At 71.0% G+C, this 24455-nt stretch carries 17 protein-coding genes and 1 pseudogene; 3 read left to right on the plus strand and 15 right to left on the minus strand.

Annotation, left to right across the window (positions count from 1 at the left end):
• Positions 1-15 precede the first annotated feature (15 nt).
• The 8 genes from J8403_RS08045 to J8403_RS08080 form a co-directional block, all read right to left on the minus strand.
• The gene (locus tag J8403_RS08045) at positions 16-2373 is read right to left on the minus strand and encodes a glycoside hydrolase family 3 N-terminal domain-containing protein (RefSeq protein WP_246585757.1); all 2358 of its coding nucleotides are present in this window, start codon (positions 2371-2373) and stop codon (positions 16-18) included.
• On the minus strand, positions 2370-4304 hold the full coding sequence (locus J8403_RS08050; RefSeq protein ID WP_211122562.1) for a glycoside hydrolase 5 family protein: 1935 nt from the start codon (positions 4302-4304) through the stop codon (positions 2370-2372). The genes J8403_RS08045 and J8403_RS08050 overlap by 4 nt, the downstream gene beginning before the upstream one ends.
• A gap of 61 nt (positions 4305-4365) precedes the next feature.
• Positions 4366-5409, minus strand: a complete 1044-nt coding sequence (locus J8403_RS08055; RefSeq protein WP_211122563.1) for a LacI family DNA-binding transcriptional regulator — start codon at positions 5407-5409, stop codon at positions 4366-4368.
• A complete protein-coding gene (locus J8403_RS08060) occupies positions 5406-6233 on the minus strand; it encodes a carbohydrate ABC transporter permease (RefSeq protein WP_211122564.1) in 828 nt (275 codons plus the stop codon). The genes J8403_RS08055 and J8403_RS08060 overlap by 4 nt, the downstream gene beginning before the upstream one ends.
• A gap of 16 nt (positions 6234-6249) precedes the next feature.
• Positions 6250-7188 (minus strand): carbohydrate ABC transporter permease, encoded by a 939-nt coding sequence (locus tag J8403_RS08065; RefSeq protein ID WP_211122565.1) that lies wholly within the window; start codon positions 7186-7188, stop codon positions 6250-6252.
• A 52-nt stretch (positions 7189-7240) separates the two neighbouring features.
• Positions 7241-8530, minus strand: a complete 1290-nt coding sequence (locus J8403_RS08070) for an ABC transporter substrate-binding protein (protein WP_211122566.1) — start codon at positions 8528-8530, stop codon at positions 7241-7243.
• Positions 8531-8757: 227 nt separating this feature from the next.
• Positions 8758-10251: a carboxylesterase/lipase family protein gene (locus J8403_RS08075; RefSeq protein ID WP_211122567.1), complete on the minus strand. Its 1494-nt coding sequence runs from the start codon at positions 10249-10251 to the stop codon at positions 8758-8760.
• A gap of 98 nt (positions 10252-10349) precedes the next feature.
• Complete coding sequence (locus tag J8403_RS08080; RefSeq protein WP_211122568.1) at positions 10350-11252, minus strand: MBL fold metallo-hydrolase; 903 nt, start codon at positions 11250-11252, stop codon at positions 10350-10352.
• Between the two features lie 371 nt (positions 11253-11623).
• Between J8403_RS08080 and J8403_RS08085 the strand changes: the two genes are divergently transcribed.
• Positions 11624-12997: a glycoside hydrolase family 10 protein gene (locus J8403_RS08085; protein ID WP_211122569.1), complete on the plus strand. Its 1374-nt coding sequence runs from the start codon at positions 11624-11626 to the stop codon at positions 12995-12997.
• A gap of 193 nt (positions 12998-13190) precedes the next feature.
• Here J8403_RS08085 and J8403_RS08090 read toward each other — a convergent pair whose 3' ends face one another.
• The 6 genes from J8403_RS08090 to J8403_RS08115 all read right to left on the minus strand — a co-directional run bounded on the left by J8403_RS08090 (position 13191) and on the right by J8403_RS08115 (position 19645).
• The gene (locus J8403_RS08090) at positions 13191-14216 is read right to left on the minus strand and encodes an LLM class flavin-dependent oxidoreductase (RefSeq protein WP_211128136.1); all 1026 of its coding nucleotides are present in this window, start codon (positions 14214-14216) and stop codon (positions 13191-13193) included.
• 68 nt (positions 14217-14284) lie between these two features.
• Positions 14285-15643, minus strand: a complete 1359-nt coding sequence (locus J8403_RS08095) for an MFS transporter (RefSeq protein WP_211122570.1) — start codon at positions 15641-15643, stop codon at positions 14285-14287.
• Positions 15644-15952: 309 nt separating this feature from the next.
• Positions 15953-16624 (minus strand): TetR/AcrR family transcriptional regulator, encoded by a 672-nt coding sequence (locus J8403_RS08100; RefSeq protein WP_246585758.1) that lies wholly within the window; start codon positions 16622-16624, stop codon positions 15953-15955.
• A gap of 164 nt (positions 16625-16788) precedes the next feature.
• Positions 16789-17853, minus strand: a complete 1065-nt coding sequence (dmpG, locus tag J8403_RS08105) for a 4-hydroxy-2-oxovalerate aldolase (protein WP_211122572.1) — start codon at positions 17851-17853, stop codon at positions 16789-16791.
• Positions 17850-18815: an acetaldehyde dehydrogenase (acetylating) gene (locus tag J8403_RS08110; protein ID WP_211122573.1), complete on the minus strand. Its 966-nt coding sequence runs from the start codon at positions 18813-18815 to the stop codon at positions 17850-17852. The genes dmpG and J8403_RS08110 overlap by 4 nt, the downstream gene beginning before the upstream one ends.
• Positions 18812-19645: a 2-keto-4-pentenoate hydratase gene (locus tag J8403_RS08115; RefSeq protein ID WP_211122574.1), complete on the minus strand. Its 834-nt coding sequence runs from the start codon at positions 19643-19645 to the stop codon at positions 18812-18814. The genes J8403_RS08110 and J8403_RS08115 overlap by 4 nt, the downstream gene beginning before the upstream one ends.
• A gap of 311 nt (positions 19646-19956) precedes the next feature.
• Between J8403_RS08115 and J8403_RS08120 the strand changes: the two genes are divergently transcribed.
• A complete protein-coding gene (locus tag J8403_RS08120; RefSeq protein ID WP_211122575.1) occupies positions 19957-20757 on the plus strand; it encodes an alpha/beta fold hydrolase in 801 nt (266 codons plus the stop codon).
• 28 nt (positions 20758-20785) lie between these two features.
• Here J8403_RS08120 and J8403_RS08125 read toward each other — a convergent pair whose 3' ends face one another.
• The gene (locus J8403_RS08125; RefSeq protein WP_211122576.1) at positions 20786-21907 is read right to left on the minus strand and encodes a 50S ribosomal protein L11 methyltransferase; all 1122 of its coding nucleotides are present in this window, start codon (positions 21905-21907) and stop codon (positions 20786-20788) included.
• Between the two features lie 617 nt (positions 21908-22524).
• Between J8403_RS08125 and J8403_RS08130 the strand changes: the two are divergent.
• Positions 22525-24400: pseudogene (locus tag J8403_RS08130) on the plus strand (LamG-like jellyroll fold domain-containing protein).
• Positions 24401-24455 lie beyond the last annotated feature (55 nt).

Raw genomic sequence — 24455 nt, forward strand, 5'->3', positions numbered from 1 at the left:
GCGGCCTTCCCCTGGTCAGCGGCCGGGCGATCCCTGCCGGGCAGGTGACTGTAGGACGGCCCGCTCGAAGTGTCGAGTACGCCCCGGACCGAACCCCGCTTCCGGCCCGGATCCGTCGACCACCAGCCGCGCCCCCTGGGTCTCGGCGGAGGACGGACCGGTCTCCAGCATCAGCTCTCCGGGCTCGACGGCGAGGCCGAGGTCGCGGGTGACGGAGGCGAGGGTGTCGGCGTCGATCGCGAACACGGCCTCGGCCTCCTCCCCCGGCCGCAGGTCGAGGCGGGCGAATCCGCGCAGCTCGCGGACGCGGGGCCAGGAGGAGCCTCCCGACAGCCGCCGCAGATAGAGCTGGACCGTCTCGCGCACCGGCCGCTCGCCGGTGTTGCGCACGGTGACCCGGCAGATGAGGGTGGGATCGTCCGGGGTCACCCGGGCGCGGGAGAGCCGTGGCGGCGCGTAGTCGACCGTGGTGTACGACAGGCCGTGGCCGAAGGCGTAGCGGGCCGTGGCGGGCTGGTCCACATAGCCGCGGTAGCCGTGGTCCTTGGCGTTGTAGAACACCGGCAGCTGCGCGGCCGACCGGGGGACGGACACCGGCAGCCGCCCCTCGGGCCCGGCCGCGCCGAACAGCACATCGGCGATGGCCCGGCCGCCCCACGGCCCCGGGTACCAGGCGCTCAGCACCGCCCCGGCGGTGCCGGAGAGGTCGGGCAGGGCGTGCGGACGGCCCTGGACGAGGACCACCACGACCGGCACGCCGGTGGCCGCCACCGCGTCCAGGAGCGCCAACTGCCCGTCGGGCAGGCGCAGATCGGCCAGATCGACGCCCTCGCCACACGTCATACCGCCGGGGTTGGCGGAGGTCACGACGGCCGCGCCATTGGTGTCGAAGGAGGTGTCGCCCGAGCGCGCGCTGGACCCGCCCAGGACGAGGACCGCGATGTCCGCCTCCGCCGCCAGCGCGGCCGCCTCCGGGACACCGGAGAGATCCCCGCCGACCAGATCGCACCCGGGCGCGTAGCCGATCTCGGTGTCCGGCGGGGCGGCCGACCGGATGCCGTCCAGGACCGTGACATGGTGGGAGCCGGGGTGCTGTGGGGCGGTGTAGTCGCCGATCTGCTGGGCGATGGAGTCGGCGTTCGGGCCGAGGACGGCGATCCGGCGGGTGGAGGGCGCCAGTGGCAGGACTCCCCCGTCGTGGGCGAGCAGGGTGATGGACGCTCGGGCGACGCGCTCGCTCAACTCGCGCGCGTCAACGGGCTGTTCAGCCGCACGCGTAGAGGGCTGCTCGAAGAGGCCCAGGCGGAACTTGAGCGCCAGGACCCGGGCCACGGCGGCGTCCAGGGTCCGCTCCGTCACGAGCCCCTGGGCGACCGCCTCGGCCAGCCGCGGAAAGCAGGCGTCCCAGAGGCTCAGATCGCATCCGGCGTTCAGGGCCAGGGCGCCCGCGGCCACCTGGTCGCCCGTGAGCCGGACCAGCCGGTCGACGGCGGCGCCGTCCGCCATCACGATGCCGTCGAACTCCAGCCGCTCCCGCAGGAGTTCGGTCAGCAGCGGGCGGCTGGCGGCACAGGGCAGACCGTCGAATTCGTTGTAGGCCGCCATCACACCGGCGGCCCCGGCGCGGATCCCGGCCCGGGCCGCCGCGAGATGGATCTCGTGCATCTCGCGGGCGCCCAGTTCGGTGGCCGCGCTGTTGCGTCCGCCGACGGTGGCCCCCTGTCCGGCGAAGTGTTTGAGCACGACGGCCACGTCGGCGGTGCGCATGCCCCGCACCAGCGCCTCGGTGAGCCGGGCCGCCAGATACGGGTCCTCGCCGAAGCACTCCTCCGCGCGGCCCCAGCGCGGGTCGCGCACCAGGTCGAGGGCGGAGACGAGCGCCACATGGCCGCCCCGCGCCCGCACCTCCGCGCCGACCGCGGCCGCCGCCGCCTCGTAGAGCCCGGGGTCCCAGGTGGCACCGACGGCGAGGTTGACCGGCAACACGGTGCCGTCCAGGGCCTGGTGGCCGTGGGGAACCTCCTCGACGAACAGCACCGGGATGCCCAGCCGGGTGTTCTCCACGACGTGCCGCTGCACCGCTTCGGCGACCCGCGCCGCGTCCGCCGCCGTGATGCCGTCGGCGAAGCCGACACCGGACCAGACGTCGGCCCGCTGCAGCCCGTACAGGGCGCCCATCCCGTCGTACGCGGCGACCTCGGCGCGGAAGGCATCGGTGAGCCGATGGCCGTCGCCGTGCCGCTCGTAGGCGTGCCAGCCGTACATGCGCTGGTTGACCTGGCCGACCTTCTCGGTGAGCGTCATGCGCCCCAGCAGGTCGCGGACCCGCTCGGCCACGGGCGCGGCGGGGTCGCGGTAGCGGTGGCCGGTCACCGCAGCTCCAGGACGCGCACCCCGTACGGGGCGAGCGGCACCTCCGCGACCGGTGTGCCGGAAGCGAGGTCGCACAGGGTGCCGTCGGCGTCGGGGCGGACGGTGAGCTCCTCGGCGCTCTGGCTGACCAGCCACACGAAGCGGCGCCCGTCGTCGTGGACGAGGAGGTCCGCGCCGACGTGGGGGCTGTCGACCGTCACCGGGCGGCGGGCCCCGGCGACGTCGGCGAGCGCCGCGTACAGCCGGTGGGTGTCCTCGGGGTTGGCGCGCGCGGTGCGGGCGGCCATGTGCTCCAGGGGGTAGGTGGCCAGGACGGTGCGGCCGCGCCCGGTGTCGTGCACCAGGAGGGCGGGCCGGCCGTGGGCGTCGACGGCCACCACCCGGGCGTCCCGCGGAACGACCGGCAGATACGCCCGGCTGTCCTCGTTGCCCGCGACGGGGAAGCGCAGTGAGGTCCCGGCGCTCAGCCCGCCGAAGTCCTCGGTGAACGTCATCTCCAGGACGTCGTCCTCGATGGGCTCGGCGACACCGTAGGAGAGCTGCAGTTCGACGCCGAACAGCCCGTCCAGGTCGTCGAACCACGGGCCGCGGGTCCCGGGGTGTTCGCCGGAGCAGAACGAGAGGTAGACCGTGGCGCCCGCGCGGGCGCGGCGCTCCAGCTCACGCCGGGTGCGGGTGGTGAGCTGGCGGGTGGCCGGCAGCAGATACAGGGCCGCGTCGCCGGGCAGTCCGTCGGCCTCCCGGATGAAGCCCACCGGCAGGTCGGCGGCGCGGGTGGCGACATAGCTCTGGTGCAGGGAGGTGAAGATCAGCGGGCGGTCGGCGGGCCTGCTGTAGGGGTAGCCGCGCTCCAGGAAGGCGGGCACGACCAGCGCCGCGTCCGCGTCGGCGCGGCGGCAGTGTGCGAAGTCCACGCCCTTCAACACCTTGGCGAACGAGGCGAGTTCGAGCAGTGGCGCCTTGGGGGCGCCGGTGCTGTCGGTGATGCCGAAGTGCATTTCGAAGGGGTGGTGGTCGTACGGCGAGCGGTCCCACAGGTCGTCGTAGTCGGTGTTGTTCCAGGCGATCCAGCCCGTGGCCCCGCCGAGCAGGGAGTTGTGGAGGGTCTGCCGGTAGTAGACGGCCGCGTTGCGGTCGGAGACGGTGTCCGTGGAGAGGCCGAACTCCTCCAGGACGACGGGCTGTCCGGTGACCGACGCCAGTTCGCATTCGAAGGCGGCGCGCAGATGCTGACGGGGCCGGTCGGTGTCCGAGCGGTAGACATGCGGGCCCACGAAGTCCACGTACTCGGCGGTCTCGCGCAGTGAGAAGCCGTTGTCGCGGCCGGTGACCTCGATGCCCCACGCGCCGTCGCCGAGGGAGACCGGCTGGGTGCCGCCGGCCGCCCGTACGGCGTTGCACATGGCCTGCGCCCAGGCCGTCACCACATCGGAGGAGGGCGGGTCCACCTGGTAGATCCGGCCGTAGCCGGGCATCTCATTGGTGATGAGCCAGCCGGTGACCGCCGGGTGGTCCTTGAAGCGGCGGGTCATCTGGGACACGAACCACGCCTGGCGGCCGACCATCCACACGTCCTCGTAGAGGTCGCGGCCGCCGCGCCAGGCGGGGTCCCAGTTCTCGCCCGACATGTGGCCGACGATGAAGGTGGGCACCGTCCCCATGCCGATCTCGGTGTGGGCGTCGAGGAAGTCGCGGAAGCGTTCGCACAGCGTCTCGTCGACGCGGTCGGGCTGCGGATGGAAGTCCGGCCAGTAGAAGAACGACCGGGTCATCGTCAGGCCGTGCTCGTGCAGCACCCGCAGTTCCGCGCGAACCGTCTTCGGGTCGTAGTCGCGCCACATCAGGGGCCCGCCGGTGCGGGACCAGAAGTTGGCGCCGAGCCAGGGCAGGACGGCGGGGTGGTGGATGAGCTGGGCGCTGTGGCGTCGCATGGTCCTTCTCGGGTGTCGGTGGTGCGGGTGGGGGGTGCCCTGAGCGGGGCCGGGTCGGGTGTCAGCCGGGGGCGGGTCCGGTGGACTCGCGGACGACCAGCCGCGGCCGGTCGTCGAGCACCGTCTCCTCGACGTCCTCGCCGCAGCGTGCCAGGAGCAGCCGGGCGGCGGCCGCGCCGACCCGCCGCACCTGCTGGTCGACCGTGGTCAGCCCAGGGTGCAGCCAGCGGCCGAGCGTCAGGTTGTCGTAGCCGACGACGGACAGATCGTCGGGGACGCGCAGCCCGCCGCGCTGGGCTGCGCCGATGCCGCACATGGCCATGGAGTCGTTGGCGTAGACGATGGCCGTGGCGCGGTCGGCGGGCTCCAGCAGGGCCTGGGTGGCGGCGACGGCGGACACTTCGGTGAAGTCGGTGTGCAGGACCGCGTAGGGCCGCAGGCCCGCTTGCCCCAGGGCCGTCTCGAAGACACCGCCGCGCAGCCGGGTGTGCCGCAGGTCGGCGGGGCCCGCCACATAGGCGATGCGCCGGTGTCCGAGGCCGAGCAGATGGCGGACGACCTCCTCGACGGCGGCGTCCTGGTGGCCGAGGCCCACACGTGGCACGGCGGCGGCGCGGTCGGGGGGACCGAGCAGTACGGCGGGCAGGCCGAGGCGGGTCAGCAGGGCGGGGCGCGGGTCATCCGCGCGGGCGTCGGTCAGGACGGCCCCGTCGACGCGGCCCTCGGCCGCCAGCCGCTTGTAGAGGGCGTTCTCCTCCTGGGCGCCCGCGACCAGGTGCAGCAGCAGACCGTAGCCGCGGGGCGCCAGTTCGCCCTCGATGCCGGTGATCAGCTCGCTGAAGTGCGGGTCCGCGCCGAGCACATCGGTGGGGCGCCGGACGACGAGGGCGAGGGTGCGGGTGCGGGCGCTGCGCAGGGCGGCGGCGGACGCGCTCGGCGACCAGCCGAGCTCCATCGCGGTGTCCAGGATGCGCGCCCGGGTCGCCTCCGACAGCCGGCCCTTGTCGTTGAACGCCTGGGACACGGCCGCGGTCGACACCCCGGCGGCGGCCGCCACCTGCTTGATGGTGGGGCGCCGTCCCTGCTTCACGGCGGGTGTGCTCACGCCTTGACCGCCCCGTTGATGAGTGCCTGCTGCATGCGCTTCTGGAGCACGGTGTAGACGATCCAGACGGGGACCAGGGTCAGTACGGTGCCGGCGGTCAGGACGCCGTAGTCGGTGCCGGTGATGGCCTTCAGGGTGGGCAGGGCCACCTGCACGGTGCGCTGTTCGGGGTCGGGGCCGATGATGATCAGCGAGTACAGGTACTCGTTCCAGAAGGTGAGGAAGTTCAGCAGGAGCACGGTCGCGATGCCGGGCAGGCACATCGGTATGTAGATGTGCCGCAGCACCGTGTAGGTGGACGCCCCGTCCATCCGGGCGGCCTCCTCCATCTCCCTGGGGATGGTCCGCATGAACTGCACCAGGATCACCACCGACAGCGGCATCGCCGTGGCGGGCAGGAAGAAGACCATGAACAGCCGGGTGTGGAACAGCCCGGTGGCGGCGGCGAGCAGGAAGGTGGGGAAGAGCGCCGCGAACGTGGGGATGAGGAAGCCCAGCGAGAAGATCTTCTCCATCGCCGAGGCGAGCCGGCTGGTCGAGCGGGCGAGCGCGAACGCCGCGGGCAGCGCCAGCAACAGGGTCAGCGCCAGCGCGAGGACGGTCACCAGCGCCGAGTTGACGACGGCCGTCCCCAGGTCGGCGCTGTCGTAGGCGGTGCGGAAGTTGCCGAAGCCGAAGGACGAGGGCAGCGCGAAGGGGTGGGCGAAGATCTCCTCGTTGCTCTTGAACGCGGAGGCGAGGAAGTAGTAGAGCGGCACGATCAGCAGCCCCGCGTAGGTCCACACCAGGAGGTGTGCGGGCAGCCAGCGTTTGCCGAGTTTCATGGTGGACGCCTTCGGGTCAGTAGTTCTGGCGGAACGCGCGGCGGATGGTGAGCAGCCCGACGAGCCCGGCCAGGAAGAGGATGACGCCGACGGTCTGGCTGTAGCCCAGGTCGGCCGCGATGAACGCCTTCTGGTAGACGAGGAAGGACAGCGTCGTGGACGAACTGCCGGGACCGCCCTGGGTGAGCAGCAGCACGTGCTGGGCCGAGCCGAAGAGGGTCCACAGGAACTGCAGCATGGTGACGACGCCGGCATAGTCGCGGATCACGGGGAAGTGGATGCGCCACATGGTCCGCCAGTGCCCGGCCCCGTCCAGCTGCGCCGCCTCGCCGAGGTCGTCCGGGACGCTGTCGAGCCGGGCCGCGAACAGGACGGCGGTGAAGCCGATCCCGCTCCACACGTCCAGGGCGATGAGACAGGCCAGGGCCGTCGAGGGCGAGGCGAGCCAGGCGTCGGTGAGCGAACCGAGCCCCACCGACTGCAACGCGCCGTTGGCCAGCCCGTCCGGGGACAGCGCCGCGTAGAACACCATCGCCTTGGCCGGGGTGGAGATCAGGCCGGGGATGAACAGCAGATAGCGGATGACGCGGTGCCCGGGCGGCTTCTGCGCCACGTAGTAGCCCAGCATGTAGGCACACACGATCATGATGGGCAGCGCCACCGCCAGCTGGACGGCGGTGTTGCGCACCGCGTCCCAGAAGACGGGGTCGTCGAGGACCGTGCGGACGTTGCCGAGACCGGCGAAGGACACCGGCTGGAGCATCCCCGGCCAGTGCAGTGCGGCGATCACGAAGATGGCGATCACCGGGCCGATCATGAAGACCGCGTACCAGACCAGCGCCGGGACGGCGAGGATCGTGCCGCCCTGCCGGGGTGTGCCGCTACGGCCCGTGGTGGCGGGCGGTGCGGGCCGGCGGACCGCGGCCCCGCCCGGGGTCGGCGTCAACGTCGTCATGAGGTGGCTCCCGTGGAGTCGGGCTCGGGAAAGGAGTGAGCGGGCGGGCGGTTCACGCGGAGCGGTACGCGGTCTCGAGCGCGGCGCGGACCTTCGCGGCGCTGGTGCCGCGGGTGAAGGAGGTACTGGTCGCGGTGATCAGCGGCTGGGCGGCGGCGGGCGGGACGTACACATCGGGCAGCAGCGCCTGGCTGACCGTGGAGCCGAGCCGCTGGGCCGCGGCGACCAGCGGGAAGTCCGTGCTGAGGGTGTCGGAGCGCAGCGCCATGTCGCGGCCGCTCTCCTTGATGAACCGGGAGACGGTGTCCGGCCGGTACATGAAGCGCAGGAACTTCTCGACGGCGTCGATCTTCTTGGTGCCGTTCGGGCTGATCCAGAAGCCGATGAGGGTGTAGGTGCGCAGGATGGTGGGCTTGTCGTGGACGGCGCCGCCGGTCAGCGGCCAGCCGCCGACCTCGGTGTGCCGGGCCACCTTCTCGGGCACCTTGGCCAGCGCCGAGGACATCGCCGACTCGATCGCCGCGGCCTGGGTGTTGAACTGCGTGGTCATCGTGTCCGAGGTGAGGCCCTGCGCCTTGTCGGCGAAGACGCCCGCGTCGCGCAGCGTCACGAAGTACTCGATGCCCTCCCGGGCGCCCCTGCTGCCGAAGTCCCCCGTGGTGTAGGCGTGCCGGGCCTCGTCCTCGGTGAGGAAGGTCTGGATGATCTGGGCGAGCAGTTTCTGCCCGGTCCAGTCGTTGCCGCCGACGGTCACGGGCGCGATGCCCTTGGCGCGCAGCTTGCGGGCCGCGGCGATCAGCTCGTCGCCCGTGGTGGGTATCTGCTCGACGCCCGCCCGGTCCAGCAGGGCCCGGTTGAAGGCGATCGGCCAGTTGGTGGCGAAGTAGGGGAAGGCCCGCACCCGGCCCTTGGCGTCGGTCCACTCGGCCAGCGCCTGCGGGAGCACGCGGTCCCGCAGCCCCCAGTCGTCCAGATAACCCTTGACGTCGACCGTGGCGCCGACGTCGGTCCAGGCCAGCGTCTTGTCGTAGAGGTTGACCATGACGACGTCCGGCTCCTTGCGGGCCAGCCGCGAGGTCTCGTAGACCTGCGCGAGGTCGTCGCCGTTGATGAGGTTCTTGACCTTGAGTCCCGGATTCTCCTTGCGGAACCGGTCGAGGGCCGCGAGGTAGGTCGGCGATCCCGGGGCGGTGGTGCCCAGCTGGCTGTGCACGACGAGGGTATCGGGATCGGAGTCCGCTCCGGTCAGTGCGGAGCAGCCGGACAGGCCGGGCAGGACGGTCGCGGCGGCCAGGCCGGAACCGGTGGCGAGGAAGCCGCGCCGAGTCAGCGGTGAGTGCACTGCGGGGGTCTCCAACCAGGCGGTTAACGAGTGGTTAATCGATCTACCTCGAGGGTGAGAGGAATGTAGGAGCCACTTCGCCTCTGGTCAAGCCCTTGCCGGGACCGAAAAACACCGCCACCGGGACGGCGCGTACGGAAAAGCGGAACGGCGCCCACCGGGAGGTCCCGTGGGGCGCCGAAGCCGAGCTCCGTGTGAGGGCGGCGGTACGACCGTCCGCGCGGGCGCTATTCCCAGGCCCGCCGTATCGGGGCGCCGGGGTCCGCCACCCGCGTCCACGCCTCCGCGATGCGCATGGTCGTCCGGCCAACGCCGTCGTACGTGGGCCAGCCGGGGTCGCCCGTCCTCGCGAACCGGATCCAGGTGGCGTGGACGCGAGACGCGAGACCGGCGGGCGGCTCGACGGGGCCGAGAAGCGCCTCGGGGCCATGGAGCCGCGGCAGATCGGTGCGGTCGAACACGAACGGCAGCTCCATGACATGCGTGGCGCCGAGCCGCCCGTCCAGCGCCCGCGACCGCCAGGCGAACTCATAGACGTGTGTCCGCGCCGAGGGGTGCCGGGCGTGGGCGGCCGCGAGCCGCCGCGTGCCCGCGCCGAACAGGGCGTCCGCCATGATGGCGGACCGCAGCTCCCCGGCGGACGCCCCGGGCCGCTCGCGGCGGTAGACCTCCACCAGCTTCCGGGGGTCGGGGTGGGAGCGTGCCGCCACGGCGTGGACGTCCTCCTCGGTCGAGGTCGCCAGGTGGCCGAGCGGGGCCAGATAGAGGTTGCCCTCCTCGGCGTTGGTCCCGAGCAGTAGGTCGATGCCCGCGCCGCGGCCGGCGGCCACGGCCTCGGCCGGCTGCTGGTCCAGGACGAGGCTGAACGGGCTCAGGCCGATCAGCGGGTCGAAGTGCCCGTCGACCCTGAGATCGATGCCCGCGAGGTGGGGCATGGCCGTAACGAACCGCTCGTCGGGGACCGACGCCAGCGCCTCCGCGGTCGGGGCGGTCCCCAGGCCGCGGGCGAGTTCCCGGGTGACCCGGTCGGCCTGGGCGGCGGTGAACGCTCCCAGGCCGTTGCCGCTCTGGATGATCGCCCGCTGGAAGAGACCTTCGGCCCGCGGGTCGGCCACCACCGCGCCCACGATGGTGGCGCCCGCCGACTGCCCGAAGAGCGTCACCCGGGACCGGTCGCCGCCGAAGGCCGCGATGTTCTCCTCGACCCAGCGCAGGGCCGCGATCACATCCAGCAGACCCCGGTTGTCGGGGGCGTCGGGGAGGTGCAGGAAACCGGGTACGCCGAGCCGGTAGTTGAGGGTGACCAGGACGACGCCGTCACGGGCGAAGCCGGTGCCGTCGTAGAGCGCCGACCGGGTGGAACCGGCCACGAAGCCGCCGCCGTGCACGAACACCATCACGGGCAGGTCGTCGCGTGCGGTGTCGGGCGTCCAGACGTTCACCGCGAGGTAGTCCTCGCCCGGGACCCAGCCCTGCCCGAAGTACGGGGACATGTCGAGGTCGCCGAACGCGTCGCGCTTCGGCTGCGGTGCCGTGGGGCCCGCGGCGGTGGCGTCCCGGACACCGTCCCACGGCGGGTGGGGCACCGGCGGGGCGAACCGGGCGGCGCCCCGTGGCGGGGCGGCATAGGGGATGTGCCGGAAGACGGTGGCGTGCTCCTCCCGGCGGCCGCGGACGGCGCCTTGGGAGGTGGCCACGATGGGGGCCAGGGTGTTGGTCATGTGCGGGGTGTGTCTCTTTCTCGGTTTCTCGGTATCGCTCCGGTCCGGGGCGCGGGCGGTCCGGGGCGCGGGCGGTCCGGATCACAGGCAGTCCGGGGTCACAGGCGCGCGAAGGCCGCCCATTCCTTGATGGCGAACCCGCCGCCGTCGCGCCGCACCTCCGCGGCGCCATGACCGCCCAGGTGGGCGGGGAAGACCAGGGTGTTCTCCTCGGCCGCCCGGCCGAGGATCCGGCGGCGGGTGGCGCGGGATTCGGCCGGGTTCTCGCAGAAGCAGCTGTTGGTGTCGGGGTCCGCGATCTGCACCGGGCTGTGCAGCAGGTCCCCCACGAAGAGCGCGCGTTCGCCTCGGGAATCGAGAGCGAGCACGGACGATCCCGGGGTGTGTCCGGGGGCGAGTTCCAGTCGGAGATTGGCGTCGATGTCGAGACCGCCGTCCCAGAGCAGCGCCTTGCCCGCTTGATGGACGGGGGCGACGGAATCCTCGAAGACATTCTGATTGCCCCGGCCGAGCAACGGCGTGTGCCCGTTCTCCGGATTCCAGAACTCGAAGTCGCGCTCGGGGAGGATATAGGTGGCGTTCGGAAACGTCGGGACCCACTGGCGGCCGTCGAGGCGGGTGTTCCAGCCCACGTGGTCGACGTGCAGATGGGTGTTGATCACGATGTCGACGTCCTCCGGGCGCACCCCGGCCCTGGCGAGATTCCCCAGGAAGTCGGTGTTCAGATAGCTCCACACCGGCGCGTAGGGCCGGTGCTTGTGGTTGCCCACCCCGGTGTCGACGAGAATGGTCTTGCCCTCACTGCGCAGGACCCAGGTCTGAATCGCGGACCGCACATTGTCGGTGTCGGGGTCGTAGAAATCCGGGACCAGCCAGGAGGCGTTGTCCCCCCAGACCTCTGCCGGGCTTTCCGGGAAGAATGCCCGGGGTGTCAGGTCGACCGGTCCGTAGTATTCCTCGACGCGTGTGATGGTGACATCGCCCAGCGTTATCTGCCGCATGGATATTCGCCTCGTGTATCAGAAAGTCGATTGGCAGCAGAATCCTCGCCGGAGGGGCCCGGGGACGGTATCCGTCACCTGACTGCACCTGCTCTCCGGCCACGGCCACATGACCGATAACACGTCACCACGGCTCCGAAAATTTTTCGGAGACCAGCTCGGAAAGATCCTCTGTACGGCCGACAGCGGTACGTACACACCGAAGGTCCGCAGCTCAAGGGCGGAGGGGCAGGGGAACCGGTGGACACTTCTACCGGAAGAGTTCCGGAAGGAAGCGTTGACGTTGCGTCAGTCCCGCAGCATACTCCGCAGCGATCGTTGCCCATCGGCACACCACTGCCACCCGCTCGGCCTTCGAAGAAGGGACAGCAATGGTCATCAATTCCCGTCAGGAAGACAGAGATCGGCGTCCTCGGTTACGCGTCCGAAGGGCGTTCAGCCTCGGCGTGGTCGGATTCCTCACCGCGGCCAGTGTTCTGGCCCTGTCCGGTCCCGCCAGCGCCGCGAGCACCCTCGGCGGCGCGGCGGCCGCCAAGGGCCGGTACTTCGGTGCCGCCGTGGCCGCGGGCCACCTCGGCGAATCCCCGTACGCCGCCACGCTGGACACCGAGTTCAACGCCGTCACCCCCGAGAACGAGATGAAGTGGGACGCCGTCGAAAGGTCCCGGAACTCGTTCACCTTCGGCTCGGCCGATCAGATCGTCGGCCATGCGCAGGGCAAGGGCATGAAGATCCGCGGCCACACGCTGGTCTGGCACTCCCAACTGCCCGGCTGGGTGAGCGGTTTGAACGCAAGCGACCTGCGCTCGGCGATGAACAACCACATCACCAAGGTGATGCAGCACTACCAGGGCAAGATCTACGCCTGGGACGTGGTCAACGAGGCGTTCCAGGACGGCAACAGCGGTGCGCGGCGCAGTTCGCCGTTCCAGGACAAGCTCGGTGACGGCTTCATCGAGGAGGCGTTCCGCACCGCACGTGCGGCCGACCCCAACGCCAAACTCTGCTACAACGACTACAACACCGACGGTCAGAACGCGAAGAGCAACGCGGTCTACAACATGGTGAAGGACTTCAAGGCCCGCGGGGTGCCGATCGACTGCGTCGGCTTCCAGTCGCACTTCAACAGCCAGTCCCCGGTCCCCGGTGACTACCAGCAGAACCTCCAGCGCTTCGCCGCCCTCGGCGTCGATGTGCAGATCACCGAGCTGGACATCGAGGGCTCCGGCTCGGCCCAGGCCGACAACTACCGCCGCGTCACACAGGCGTGTCTGGCCGTGTCCCGCTGCACCGGGATCACCGTATGGGGCATCCCGGACAAGTACTCCTGGCGCGCCAGCGGCACCCCGCTGCTGTTCGACGACAACTACGGCAAGAAGCCCGCGTACAGCGCGGTGCTCGCCGCGCTGGGCGGCAGCGGCGATGGTGGTGGCGGCGGCAGGACGTGCACCGTGTCGTACGCCGAGACACAGCGGTGGGGCGACCGCTTCAACGGTCAGGTGACGGTGCGGGCCGGAAACTCCGCCATCAGCGGCTGGACGGTGACGGTGACCGTGCGTTCCGCACAGAGCGTCTCCACGACCTGGAACGGCAGCCCCAGCTGGGACAGTAGCGGCAAGGTCATGACGATGCGGCCCAATGGCAATGGCAACCTGGGCGCCGGAGCGACGACCAGCTTCGGCTTCACGGTCATGGCGAACGGGGACTGGTCGGCCCCCACCATCGGTTCGTGCACCGCCTCCTAGCCGACGGACAGCAGCAACCTCATGCACGACGGCGCCCCCGTGTTCGCCACCGCGGTGTGCGGTGCGCGGCGGGGGCGCCGGCCACCACGCAGCCCCACGTGTCCAGGATGTGCGGGGCCGCCCGGGGGCCGGGTGTCCGGCCCGGCCGTGCGCGGGCCGTCGTGGCCGCGCCGGACCAGTTCCTCCCCTGCGCTCACCCGCCGGCGTCCGGCCGCAGCGCGGGCAGCACCTCGGAGCCGACGCTTTCGATCAGCTCGGTGGGCGGGTCGTAGGAGCCGACGTGCTGGAGGAACACATCGGTCACCCCGTCGGCGTGCAGTGCGGTGAGCCGTTCGGCGATCTCCTTCGCGGATCCGAACAGGCAGAACTCCTGGGCGAAGCGGAGCACCGCCGCATCGCTCACCCAGGCCGAGCAGATCTCGACGGCCGCGTCCCAGTCCTCGGCGTGGACGAGGTCCGGATAGACCCCCTCCACCCGTGCGGGGACGTCCAGTTCGATCCCGGCCAGGGCGAGGAAGGGCGCTCCGCCGTTCTGGGCGATCGAGGCGCAGATCGGCTTGAGCAGCCGGGCTTCGGCCTCGATGTCGTCGGTCACCGCACAGAACGCCGAGACCGTCAGCGGGATGGCCGCCGCGCTGCGGCCCGCGGCCTCGGCGCCCTCCCGCACCCGGGCGGTGGCACTGGCGAGGGTGTTCCGCGAGACGCCGCTGAGCAGGATGACACCGTCGGCGATCTCCCCGGCGAGCCGCAGATTGCGGGGGCCGCTGGCGGCCATGTGGATCGGCACGTGCGGATCCGGGTCCCGCAGCCGGGACCGTACGCCGTTGAAGTCCCACTCCTCCCCCGCGAACAGCGCCCGCAGCGTGGCGAGCCCGTCGCGCAGCTCCGCCCCGGTGCTCTGGCGCAGGCCGATGGGGCCGACCGAGCTGTTGCCCACGCCGAGGCCGAGGGTGAACCGGCCGGGGGCCAGTTCGGCGACGCTGCGCGCTGCCGAGGCGACGACGGCCGGATGCCGGGTGGCCAGGTTGGTGACCGCGCTGCCCAGGCCGATCCGCTCGGTGCCCAGCGCGGCGGCGGTCAGGGCCGTGAACACGTCCCGCCACAGCAGCTGGGAGTCGGGGAACCACACCTGGTCGAAGCCCAGTTCCTCGGCCCGCCGGGCGGTTGTGGCCAGCCGGTCCACCCGGTCGCACGGCGGTATGCGGACGCCGACGCGTATCCCGCTCACGGTCTCCTCCTGATGGCTCGGCTTGATGCCAGTACTATGTACGGTACGTCGTACGAGAGTCAATGGATCTGTGCGGTGCCGCTGTCGGCCACCCGCGGAGCCGGATCGTGCGGAACCGGATGGCGTGGCGGCCGCGGTGCGTCGCCCTCCTCCCGGAGGAACAGGCCCGCGATCACCGAGACGACCGACATCGCGGCCATGTACACCGCGATGCCCAGCCACCCGCCGGTGGTGTGCAGCAGATAGGTGGCGATGTCGGGGGAGACCGCGTTTCCGGCGATCAGCCCGACGGTGAAGCCGATCGACATACCGGTGAACCTCAGGCGCGCCGGGAAGACCTGGGAGAAGTACGCCGGCACCACCCCGTAGTTGGCGGAGTAGCCGATGAACAGGAGCGTGAAGCCCAGCAGCATCAGCCAGTACTCCCGGGTCTCCAGCAGCGCCAGCCAGACGAACGGCAGCACGATCAGCGAGACCGCTCCGGCGAGGAAGACCCTGCGGTTTCCGAACCGGTCCGCCAGCTTTCCGGCCAGCGGCACGCATACGATGATGACGAGGGTGGCCGGCAGCAGGACGGCGATCATGGTGTCCTTGTCCAGTTGCAGGCCGGTGCGGGCGTACTCCAGGCTGTAGACGCTCGCCAGGGTGAAGGCCACCCCCGCGCTCAGGATGCCGCCGGCCATCAGCACGACCCGTCCGCCGCACTCGCGGAACACCTCGACCACGGGCAGCCGGTCCACCGTGTTCTCCGCCTTGACCGCCTCGAACTCGGGGCTCTCCGCCAGGCTGAGCCGCACGAAGAGGCCCACCCCGACGAGCACCGCGCTCAGCAGGAACGGGATCCGCCAGCCCCAGGAGTGGAGTTGGCCGTCCGGCAGCTGGAGCACCCCGAGGAAGACGAGGTTGGCCAGGAGGAGCCCGGCCGAGGTGCCGGTATTGATCAGCGAGCCCCGGAATCCGCGTTTCCCGTGCTCCGCGTGTTCGATGGTCATCAGGACCGCCCCGCCGTATTCGCCACCGACGGAGAACCCCTGGGCGAGCCTGGCAACGATCAGCAGGATCGGCGCCGCGATCCCCACCTGGCCGTAGGTCGGCAGCAGGCCCACCGCGAAGGTGGCCACGCCCATCAGACCCAACGTGGCGACCAGCGTGGACTTCCGGCCCAGCCGGTCGCCGAAGTGCCCGAACACCACCGCGCCGACCGGCCGGGCCAGAAAGCCGATGGCGAAGGTCGACAGCGAGAGCATCGTGCCGACCACCGGGTCCGAGGTGGGGAAGAAGAGCTTGGCGAACACCACCGACGAGGCCAGTCCGTAGATGGAGAAGTCGTAGTACTCGACGGTGGTGCCGATCCAGCCCGCGACCAGCGCTCGTGTGCTCTGATCCCGGCCGGGGTCACGACCATGGGTTGCTGTCATGAGGGTCCTTTGTCCGTAGGGACGGGCGAGGCGTGGGAAGAGGTGGTGGCGGCGCGCCCCTGACAGATGCAGCGGGCCCGGGAAACCGCAGGACGCCTGGGACCGAATCGAAGTCGGCTCAGCGATCGCAAGTGGTCGTACTATGTACCGTGCGGTGTATGCCGTCAAGGATCCTGACAGCACCCATGGCGGACAGGACGTCCATGACGGACAGACCTGCAGACCTATAGACGGACAGACGGACAGGGAGAGAAGACGGCTCGGCCCCGGGCCGAAGGACCCGGGGCCGGGGAAACCGGGCAGCGGGTCTCAGTCGCCGGTCTGCCGCAGAACGCCCTCGATGAGGCAGTCGAGCCCGAACAGGAACTGTTCGTCGCTGGGCAGTGTGGTCATGTCCTCGGCGAGCTCCACCATGTTGGGGAAGTCCGCACGCGGCAGGGTCCCGTAGAAGTGCCTGCGGCGGCGCCGCAGTTCCTCGGCCTCGGGATGGTCCGCCTTCCCCCACGGGCGGGGGGCCTGGTAGCTGGCGAATCCCAGGCTGTACTGCACGATCAGGCCGTAGACCCGCACCGCGTCCCGGTCCGCGAACCCCGCCTCGCGCAGCCTCCCGATGACCGCCTCGAACGCGCCCCGCATGGACTGCGGAGCGGTGCTCACCCGCGTGGCGAAGAGCCGCACGATGCTGGGGTGCTCCCGCATCATGTCGAGGAAGGCCAGCGCCAGGGCCCGCACGACCGCCTCGGGCGAGGTCTCCTCGGCGGTGGGCAGCCGGAAGTTCCCCATGACGTGGTCGGCGATCCCGTCGAGGATCTCCTCCTTGCTGCGGAAGTAGCTGTAGAGCGTCATGGCGCCCACGCCGAGGTCCGAGGCGAGCCGACGGATCGTCAGCACCTCGATGTCCTCCTCGTCGCAGATCCGGGTGGCCACCTCGATGATGCGCTCGGCAGTGAGCGCCCTCGTACGCGACCGCGGACCCGCCACCTGGACTCTCCTCTTCCCACACCACCGGAAACCGGCGACGCGCCCGGCGCCGACGTACCGCATACCGTACAGCCGCCCCCGGGCATTTTCCCCCTCGGGCGAACCGACGGTCCGGCGGGCTGTGAGACGTGGACGGGGCGAGGTGGCCGGAGCCGATCGGGCGGTCAGGGGGTGGTGTTCGCGCGGGCGGCCAGGTCGAGGGCGATGTCCGTGATCATGTCCTCCTGGCCGCCGACCATCTTGCGGCGGCCGACCTCCACGAGGATCGCGCGGGTGTCCAGACCGTGGCGGACCGCGGCGGCCTCCGCATGGCGCAGGAAGCTGGAGTACACGCCCGCGTAGCCGAGGGTGAGGGTCTCCCGGTCGACCCGGACCTCGCGGTCCTGCAGGGGCCGGACGACATCGTCGGCGGCGTCCATGAGGGGGAACAGGTCGCAGCCGTGCTTCCAGCCCATCAGGTCGGCGACGGCGATGAACGCCTCCAGCGGGCAGTTGCCCGCCCCCGCGCCCTGGCCCGCGAGGGAGGCGTCCACGCGCGTGACGCCGTTCTCGACGGCGACCACGGTGTTGGCCACCCCGAGGGCGAGGTTGTGGTGGGCGTGGATACCGAGTTCGGTGTCCGGGTCGAGCACCTCGCGGTAGGCGCGGAAGCGGTCGCGCACACCGTCCATGGTCAGCCGGCCGCCGGAGTCGGTGACGTAGACGCAATGGGCGCCGTAGGACTCCATCAGCTTGGCCTGGCGGGCGAGTTCGGCCGGTTCGGCCATATGCGACATCATCAGGAACCCGGCCACGTCCATGCCCAGCTCGCGGGCGGCGGAGATGTGCTGGGCGGAGATGTCGGCCTCGGTGCAGTGGGTGGCGACGCGCACGGAGCGGATCCCGAGGGCGTGGGCCCGCTTCAGGTCGTGCAGGGTGCCGATGCCCGGCAGCAGCAGCGTGGTGGGAATCGCCTGCCCGGCGGCCCCGACGACGGCCTCGATCCAGTCCCAGTCGGTGTGGGCGCCGATGCCGTAGGTGACGCTGGAGCCGGACAGGCCGTCGCCGTGGGCGATCTCGATAGCGGCCACCCCGGCGGCGTCCAGGGCGGCGGCGATGGTGCTCGCCTGCTCGACGGTGTAGCGGTGGCGGACGGCGTGCATACCGTCCCGCAGGGTCACGTCCTGGATGTACAGGGCGGGCGGGGCCGTTGGGGTGGGGGCGGTGGTGCCGGCGTCGGTCGTGGTCATCGTGCGGCCTCCTCGCCGGAGCGGTGTGCGGCCAGGCGCTCCGCGGTGCGCAGCGCGGCCGAGGTCATGATGTCGAGGTTTCCGGCGTAGGCCGGGAGGTAGTGGGCGGCGCCCTCGACCTCGAGGAAGACCGAGACCTTCACCGCGTCGGTGTGCGCGGCCTCGGCCGGCAGCAGCGAGCGCAGCGGATCGTCGGAGCTCACCTGGTCGAACTGCACCTTCTGCTTGAGGCGGTATCCGGGCACATACGCCTGGACCCGGCCGACCATCTCCTCGACGGAGGCGGTGACCTCCTCGGTGTCGCAGCCGGAGACCAGGCAGTGCACGGTGTCCCGCATGATCAGCGGCGGCTCGGCCGGGTTGAGGATGATGATGGCCTTGCCGCGGGCGGCGCCGCCGACGCGCTCGATGGCGGAGGCGGTGGTCTCGGTGAACTCGTCGATGTTCGCCCGGGTGCCGGGGCCCGCGGAGCGGGAGGAGATGGACGCGACGATCTCCCCGTAGTGGACCGGGGTGACCGCGCCCACCGCGGCGACGATCGGGATCGTGGCCTGGCCGCCGCAGGTGACCATGTTGACGTTCGGCGCGCCGAGGTGGGCGTCGCCGTTGACCGGGGGCACCACATAGGGGCCGATGGCCGCCGGGGTGAGGTCGACGAGGGTACGGCCGAGGGGGCGCAGCACCTCTTCGTGGCGCTTGTGGGCACCGGCGGAGGTCGCGTCGAAGACGAGGTCCACGTCCACGAACTCGTCCAGCTTCACCAGCCCGTCCACGCCCTCGTGGGTGGTGGCCACCTTCAGCCGGCGGGCGCGGGCCAGCCCGTCGGAGTCGGGGTCGATGCCGGCCATCGCGGCGATCTCCAGGGTGTCGGAGAGCCGCAGCACCTTGATCAGGAGGTCGGTGCCGATGTTGCCGGATCCGATGATCGCCACCTTGGTGCGGGTGTTCGTCTCGCTGCTCACCGGTTGTCTCCTTCCGCGGCGAACCCGACCCCTACGGCGCCCAGGTTCGAGATACGGGCCTGGAACACATCGCCCGGGGCCGCCGGGACCATCGGTCCCAGGGCCCCGGTCAGGACGAGGTCGCCCGCCCGCAGCGGATCGCCCCGCTCGGCGAGGGCCGAGGCCAGCCAGACGGCCGCGTTGAGGGGGCCGCCGAGGCAGTCGGCACCGGTCCCTTCGGAGACCATCTCGCCGTTGCGGGTCATGCTCATCTGCACGGAGCGCAGATTGACCGCGGACAGTGGCACCGGGAAGGCGCCGAGGACGTACATCCCGCAGGAGGCGTTGTCGGCGACGGTGTCGACGATGGAGATGTCCCAGTCCCGCACCCGGCTGTCGACGATCTCCAGCGCGGGCAGCGCGAAGTCGGTGGCGCGCAGCAGGTCGACGACGGTGCACTGGGCGTGCGGCAGGTCGCTGCCGAGCACGAGCGCCACCTCGGCCTCCACCTTGGGCTGGAGCAGCCGCCCGGCGGCCACCTCGCCGCCCTCCGGGACGGCCATGTCCGCGAAGAGGGCGCCGAAGTCCGGCTGGTCCACGCCGAGTTGGCGCTGCACGGCCAGGGACGTCAGACCGATCTTCCGGCCGACGATCCGGCGGCCGGCGGCCTGCTCGCGCTGCAGGTTCAGCCGCTGCACCGCGTAGGCGGCCTCGATGTCGCCGTCGTCCAAGAGCGTGCGCACCGGCGGGCAGGCGGTCCCGCCACGGGCGGCCTCCGCCAGTGCGTCGGCGGCCTTGACCACGGCCCCGGGGAAGGCGTCCGTCGGGACGCGGTCGGGCACATTCGGCACGGGCTACCTCCTGAGGTGGAACGTGGGTGCCGGGCCCCCGGCGCTCCCCATGTGGCCTCCGGTATAGACGCGCGGGCCGCCACGAGCCAACTTTTGTTCCGTTACGCGGAACGCGGCGGGTAGGGGGAGGTCGGACGAGGCGGCGCTGACCTGCCCTATGTCTCTCCGGCCGGAAGGGCGTACCGCCTCACGGAACGCTCCGGGCGAGGGCCCCGCCTGCGCCGCACCGCTCTTGACGCCACCCGAGGACTTCCGTACAAAGTACGACCAGGATCGCGGGCTCGCCAACCCGCCATATCGGGAGAGTGCATATGCTGACCGCCCACTACGCCTCCAGCCGCTTCGGCCAGCTGCACTACGTCGAATGCGGTGAGGGCGAGCCGGTGCTGCTGCTCCACCAGACCCCGCGGTCATGGACCGAGTACCGCGACGTGCTTCCGCTGGTCGGCGCCGCCCACCGGGCGATCGCGATGGACACCGTCGGCTACGGGGCCTCGGCGAAACCCGCCGAGGATCAGAGCATCGAGATGTTCGCCGACGGGGTCGAGGACCTGGTGGCCGGACTGGGGCTGGAGTCGTTCCACCTGGTCGGCCACCACACCGGCGGCGTGATCGCGGTGGAGGTGGCGGCGCGCCTGGGCTCCCGGGTGCGGAGCCTGGTGCTCTCGGCGACCCCGTTCATCACCCCGGAGAAGCGCGCCCGGGCGGCGTGGAAGCGCCCGGTCGACTGGGTGCAGCCGAAACCGGACGGCTCCCACCTCATGGAACTGTGGAACCGGCGGAGGCACTTCTACGCGCCGGGGCAGGAGGCCGCGCTGGGCCGGTTCATGGCCGACGCCGTACGGGTGCTGGACCGGGCGGAGGACGGCCATATCGCCGTTCGGCTGTTCGCGATGGACGAGCGGCTGCCGCGGATCACCGCCCCGGCCACGGTCATCTGCGGGCAGGACGACGATCCCTCGATGCCCAGCTTCGAGCCCATGGTGAACGCCCTGTCCGCCACGGGACACACCGTGCCCGGAGCCGGTGTGCCGTTTCCCGAACAGCGGCCGGAGGAGTTCGCGCGGCTGGTGCTGGAAGCCGTCGCGGCCGCCGGGGCGGTGGACCGCTGACGGCGGCGGAGCGTCAGGGGGCGGGGTGTCAGGGGGCGGGGAACAGCGAGCGGTAGAAGGGCGTCTCACGGAATCCGTCCCCGTGGTGCGTGGAGCTCCAGCTCAGGGGCACCGCCGGGCCACTGGCCCGCTGCAGCTGGCCGACGAGCGCGTAGTCGGGGTGTACGCCGTCGTCGCTGATCGTCGTGGTGAACTCGAACTCGAACCGGTCGCCCGGCCGCACCGGCAGGCCCTCCTCGGACAGCGGGGCGTAGACCGGGGTCCAACTGCTCGACTGGAACAGCGAGTCGATCGGCTCGTCGTCCTCGGCCACCCACAGCCGCATGCCGAGCGCGAGCCCGGAGAAGCGGCCCTCCCGGGTGAACGTCAGCTCGGCGCCGTCGACACCCTCCGGCTGCAGCTCGCCGTTGAACTCCAGCGGCTCCACCTCGGCGGCCCCGGACAGATACGACCGCCCCCGCACCCTGGGGTCGCCCTGGATCCCCTCGATGACCACCCGAAGGTCGAAGGGGCGGCCCACCGAGGCGAACACCTCCTCCACGTAATGGAGGACGGGGGACGGAAAGGCGGGCGGTTCGCCGAGCGTCGCGCTCTTCAGGTCCAGGGCGACGGCGGTGGTGGCGCTGCGGTGCGGGATGAACACCCCGCCGGGCTTCACCAGGCGCTCCCGCGCGTCCCGCAGAACGGACCCCGCCCCCTCCGAGCCGGCGAGCGTGCCGATGATCTCGGAGACGCACATATCGACGGGCTCGGGCAGCTCGATCTCGGTGGACAGCCCCTCCACCACCGTGACCCGGTCGGCGAAACCGGCCTTCTCGATGTTCCGCCGGGCGATCTCCGCGGACTCGGGGATGACCTCCACGGCCCATACGTGGCGCGCTCCGGCGCGGGCGGCGGCCAGCGCCCACACCGCGTCCTGGCCCGTGCCGATGTCGAGCACCGTCCGGCCGGGGGCATAGCGGCGGACGGCCTTGTTGTACGCGCCCATCCGGCGCTCGTCCTTGATCATCACCTCGTACGCGACCTCGTCGTACACCGGATACTCGCCGATCGAAGCGAACAGCCACACCGGGCTGGACTCCAATGCGCACGCCCGCACCGGCACCTTGCGACCCGGTACCGCTAACTCTGCGAGGAAGGAACGCGGCATCTTCAGACCTTTCCCTGGAGTGACCTTTCACGACCAGCATGCCAGCTATAAAAACGTGGAATTCCCTAGCGATCGAACTCAACCCGGGTGAATAAAGTCCGAATATAGCCCGGTTAAAGCAATGTCAAAGCGAGAGAGCCATGGCGATCGACGCCCGATAGCGACGACGGCCCGGCCGCGGCCACGGTCGCACCCCGACAACGGCCACCGAGGAGCCCTGTGCCGCCATGAAGCGGCTCCACCGAGCGGGCGCACCCCGAGAATTGGCATGTTCGCGATCAGACGAGGGTTGCCCGCGAAGGTAAAGTCGGCTTGATTTCGCGGATGGAGTCCCGGATCCCGGCGCCGGAGCGTCCGAAAGTCATCGGAACTCATATGCAAACTGGTTATCCGTAGTAATTGGCGAGACAGGCACTCATGCCCAGTCGTTGAAATGGCGACTTTTCTCGATGTCCGCGATATCCGTGATGTCCGCGATCAGCGCGGGACGCATCGTACGGCCGTTCCGCCCGCAACGGATCAGGCGCCGTTCATCTGACCGCCCCTGTGTGGTCACGGACCTTGACCACAGTGCCGTCCGGGGTCACCGGTTCTTCACATGATGCGCGGGAGTGTCAATGGACGCAGCGGGGCGCGACCAGCTGGGCAGACGGACGCTGTTGCGGGCCACCGCCGTGATCCCGGCCGCGGGCACGGCCGCCGTCGTATCGGGTACGACACCCGGTCACGCGGCCACCGCGAAGGCCGGCGGCCACCGGTACGACCCCGAGTCACCGCGGTTCAGCCTCGCGGTGCTGCCGGATACGCAGTACCTCTTCGACGCCGACAGCTCCGACCCGGAGCCGCTCCGGGCGACCTTCCGCTACCTGGTGTCCCAGCGCGAGGACGCCAACATCGCCTTCATGGCGCACCTGGGCGATGTCACGGAACACGGCTCGCGGGAGGAAATCACGCTGGCCGCGACGGTCTTCGGGACCCTCCACGGCAAGGTCCCCTACAGCGTCCTGGCCGGCAACCACGACATCGACTCCGGCACCGACGACCAGCGCGGCGACAGCGCCTATCTCGACGCCTTCGGTCCGCGGCGGTTCTCCGCCATGCCCACCTTCGGCGGCGCCTCGCCCGACGGCTACAACAGCTACCACGTCCTGCCCGCGGGCGGGCGGGAGTGGCTGGTCCTCGCGCTCGACTGGCGGATCTCCGACTCCGGGCTGCGATGGGCGCAGAAGGTGCTCGACGCCCACCCCACCCTGCCCGCCGTCCTCACCACCCACGACCTGGCCTGGGCCGACGACGAGGGCAGCGCACAGCTCTCGGACAACGGCAAGCGGCTGTGGGACGGCCTCGTCCGCGGCAACGACCAGATCTTCCTCGCCCTGGGCGGACACTACTGGCCCCCCGGACGCACCGTCCTGACCAACGACGCCGGCAACGACGTCCACATCCACATCACCAACTACCAGGACCGGTACTACGGCGGCGCCGGAATGATCCGCCTCTACGCCTTCGACCTGGTCCGCGATGTGATCGACGTGGAGACGTTCTCGCCCTGGTTCCTCAGCCGCGACCCGGAGAAGAGAACACCTCTGGAGGCGGAGACCATCGAACTGACCGGCCCCGTCGACCGGTTCAGCCTGAGCATCGACTTCGAACGCCGCTTCTCCTCCTTCGCGCCGGTCGTACCGCGCAAGCCGCGCCCGGCCTCCGCGGTGATGCCGCGCGGCACCCTCGCGTACTGGCGCTTCGACGCCTCGGGAACCGCCTCCCGCGCGGGCGCGGACGGGCCGGTCGGCACGGATACGGTGCTCCGGGACCTGTCCGGCCACGGCAACGACCTCCGGGTGACGCGTCTGCACGACAGCGGGCCCGAGGTCCTGACGTGGTCCGGCGAGCACCATGGCGACCAGCCGGCCCATGCCAGCCTGCGCTTCGACGGCGGCAAGGGACCCGACCGCGGCGCGGTCCTGACCACCTCCGCCACGGCGCCGCTGAACTCCGAGAAGTTCACCCGCGGCTACACCATCGAGACGTTCATCAAGCTCCCGGATCCCTTCGAGGGCGACCACGCCTGGATGGGCATCCTCAGCTGGGAGGGGCGTTTCCGGCGACGCCGGAAAGACCACCGGCTGGTCGCCCGACGAGCCGACGTGCAGCCTCAATGTGACCCCCGAGCGCTTCCTGCAGTTCGTGGTCTACCCCCATGTGCAGGACGCCGATCCGACCTCCTGGAGCCACGCCCTGCCGGTGGGCCGGTGGACCCACGTCGCCGTCGTCAACGACGGCCATCACACCGTGGTGTACGTCGACGGCTCGAAGATCGCCCGCAATCCCACCCAGCCGTCGACCGGAATCGCCACGCTCGGCAAGCCCTTCGTGATCGGTGGCACCCAGTTCGAGGAGAAGTTCGGCCAGGGCTTCTACGGCTGGATCGGGGACACCCGCATCGTGAAACGAGCCCTGCGGCCACAGGACTTCATGAACGCCCCCGCCTAGTGTCTTCCCGATCAGAGGGGGTAGGTGGCGATCGTCCCGCCCACCGCGTCACCTC

Origin of the sequence: Streptomyces yatensis, from assembly GCF_018069625.1 — a bacterium.
Classification (GTDB): Bacteria; Actinomycetota; Actinomycetes; order Streptomycetales; family Streptomycetaceae; genus Streptomyces; species Streptomyces yatensis.

Bases quoted from the DNA above. Each gene is read 5' to 3' on its own strand.
- J8403_RS08075 (WP_211122567.1), bottom strand. From the start codon at position 10,251: ATGACCAACACCCTGGCCCCCATCGTGGCCACCTCCCAAGGCGCCGTC.
- J8403_RS08050 (WP_211122562.1), bottom strand. From the start codon at position 4,304: ATGCGACGCCACAGCGCCCAGCTCATCCACCACCCCGCCGTCCTGCCC.
- J8403_RS08085 (WP_211122569.1), top strand. From the start codon at position 11,624: ATGGTCATCAATTCCCGTCAGGAAGACAGAGATCGGCGTCCTCGGTTA.
- J8403_RS08125 (WP_211122576.1), bottom strand. From the start codon at position 21,907: ATGCCGCGTTCCTTCCTCGCAGAGTTAGCGGTACCGGGTCGCAAGGTG.
- dmpG (WP_211122572.1), bottom strand. From the start codon at position 17,853: ATGACCACGACCGACGCCGGCACCACCGCCCCCACCCCAACGGCCCCG.
- J8403_RS08060 (WP_211122564.1), bottom strand. From the start codon at position 6,233: ATGAAACTCGGCAAACGCTGGCTGCCCGCACACCTCCTGGTGTGGACC.
- J8403_RS08080 (WP_211122568.1), bottom strand. From the start codon at position 11,252: ATGCGGCAGATAACGCTGGGCGATGTCACCATCACACGCGTCGAGGAA.
- J8403_RS08120 (WP_211122575.1), top strand. From the start codon at position 19,957: ATGCTGACCGCCCACTACGCCTCCAGCCGCTTCGGCCAGCTGCACTAC.
- J8403_RS08065 (WP_211122565.1), bottom strand. From the start codon at position 7,188: ATGACGACGTTGACGCCGACCCCGGGCGGGGCCGCGGTCCGCCGGCCC.
- J8403_RS08095 (WP_211122570.1), bottom strand. From the start codon at position 15,643: ATGACAGCAACCCATGGTCGTGACCCCGGCCGGGATCAGAGCACACGA.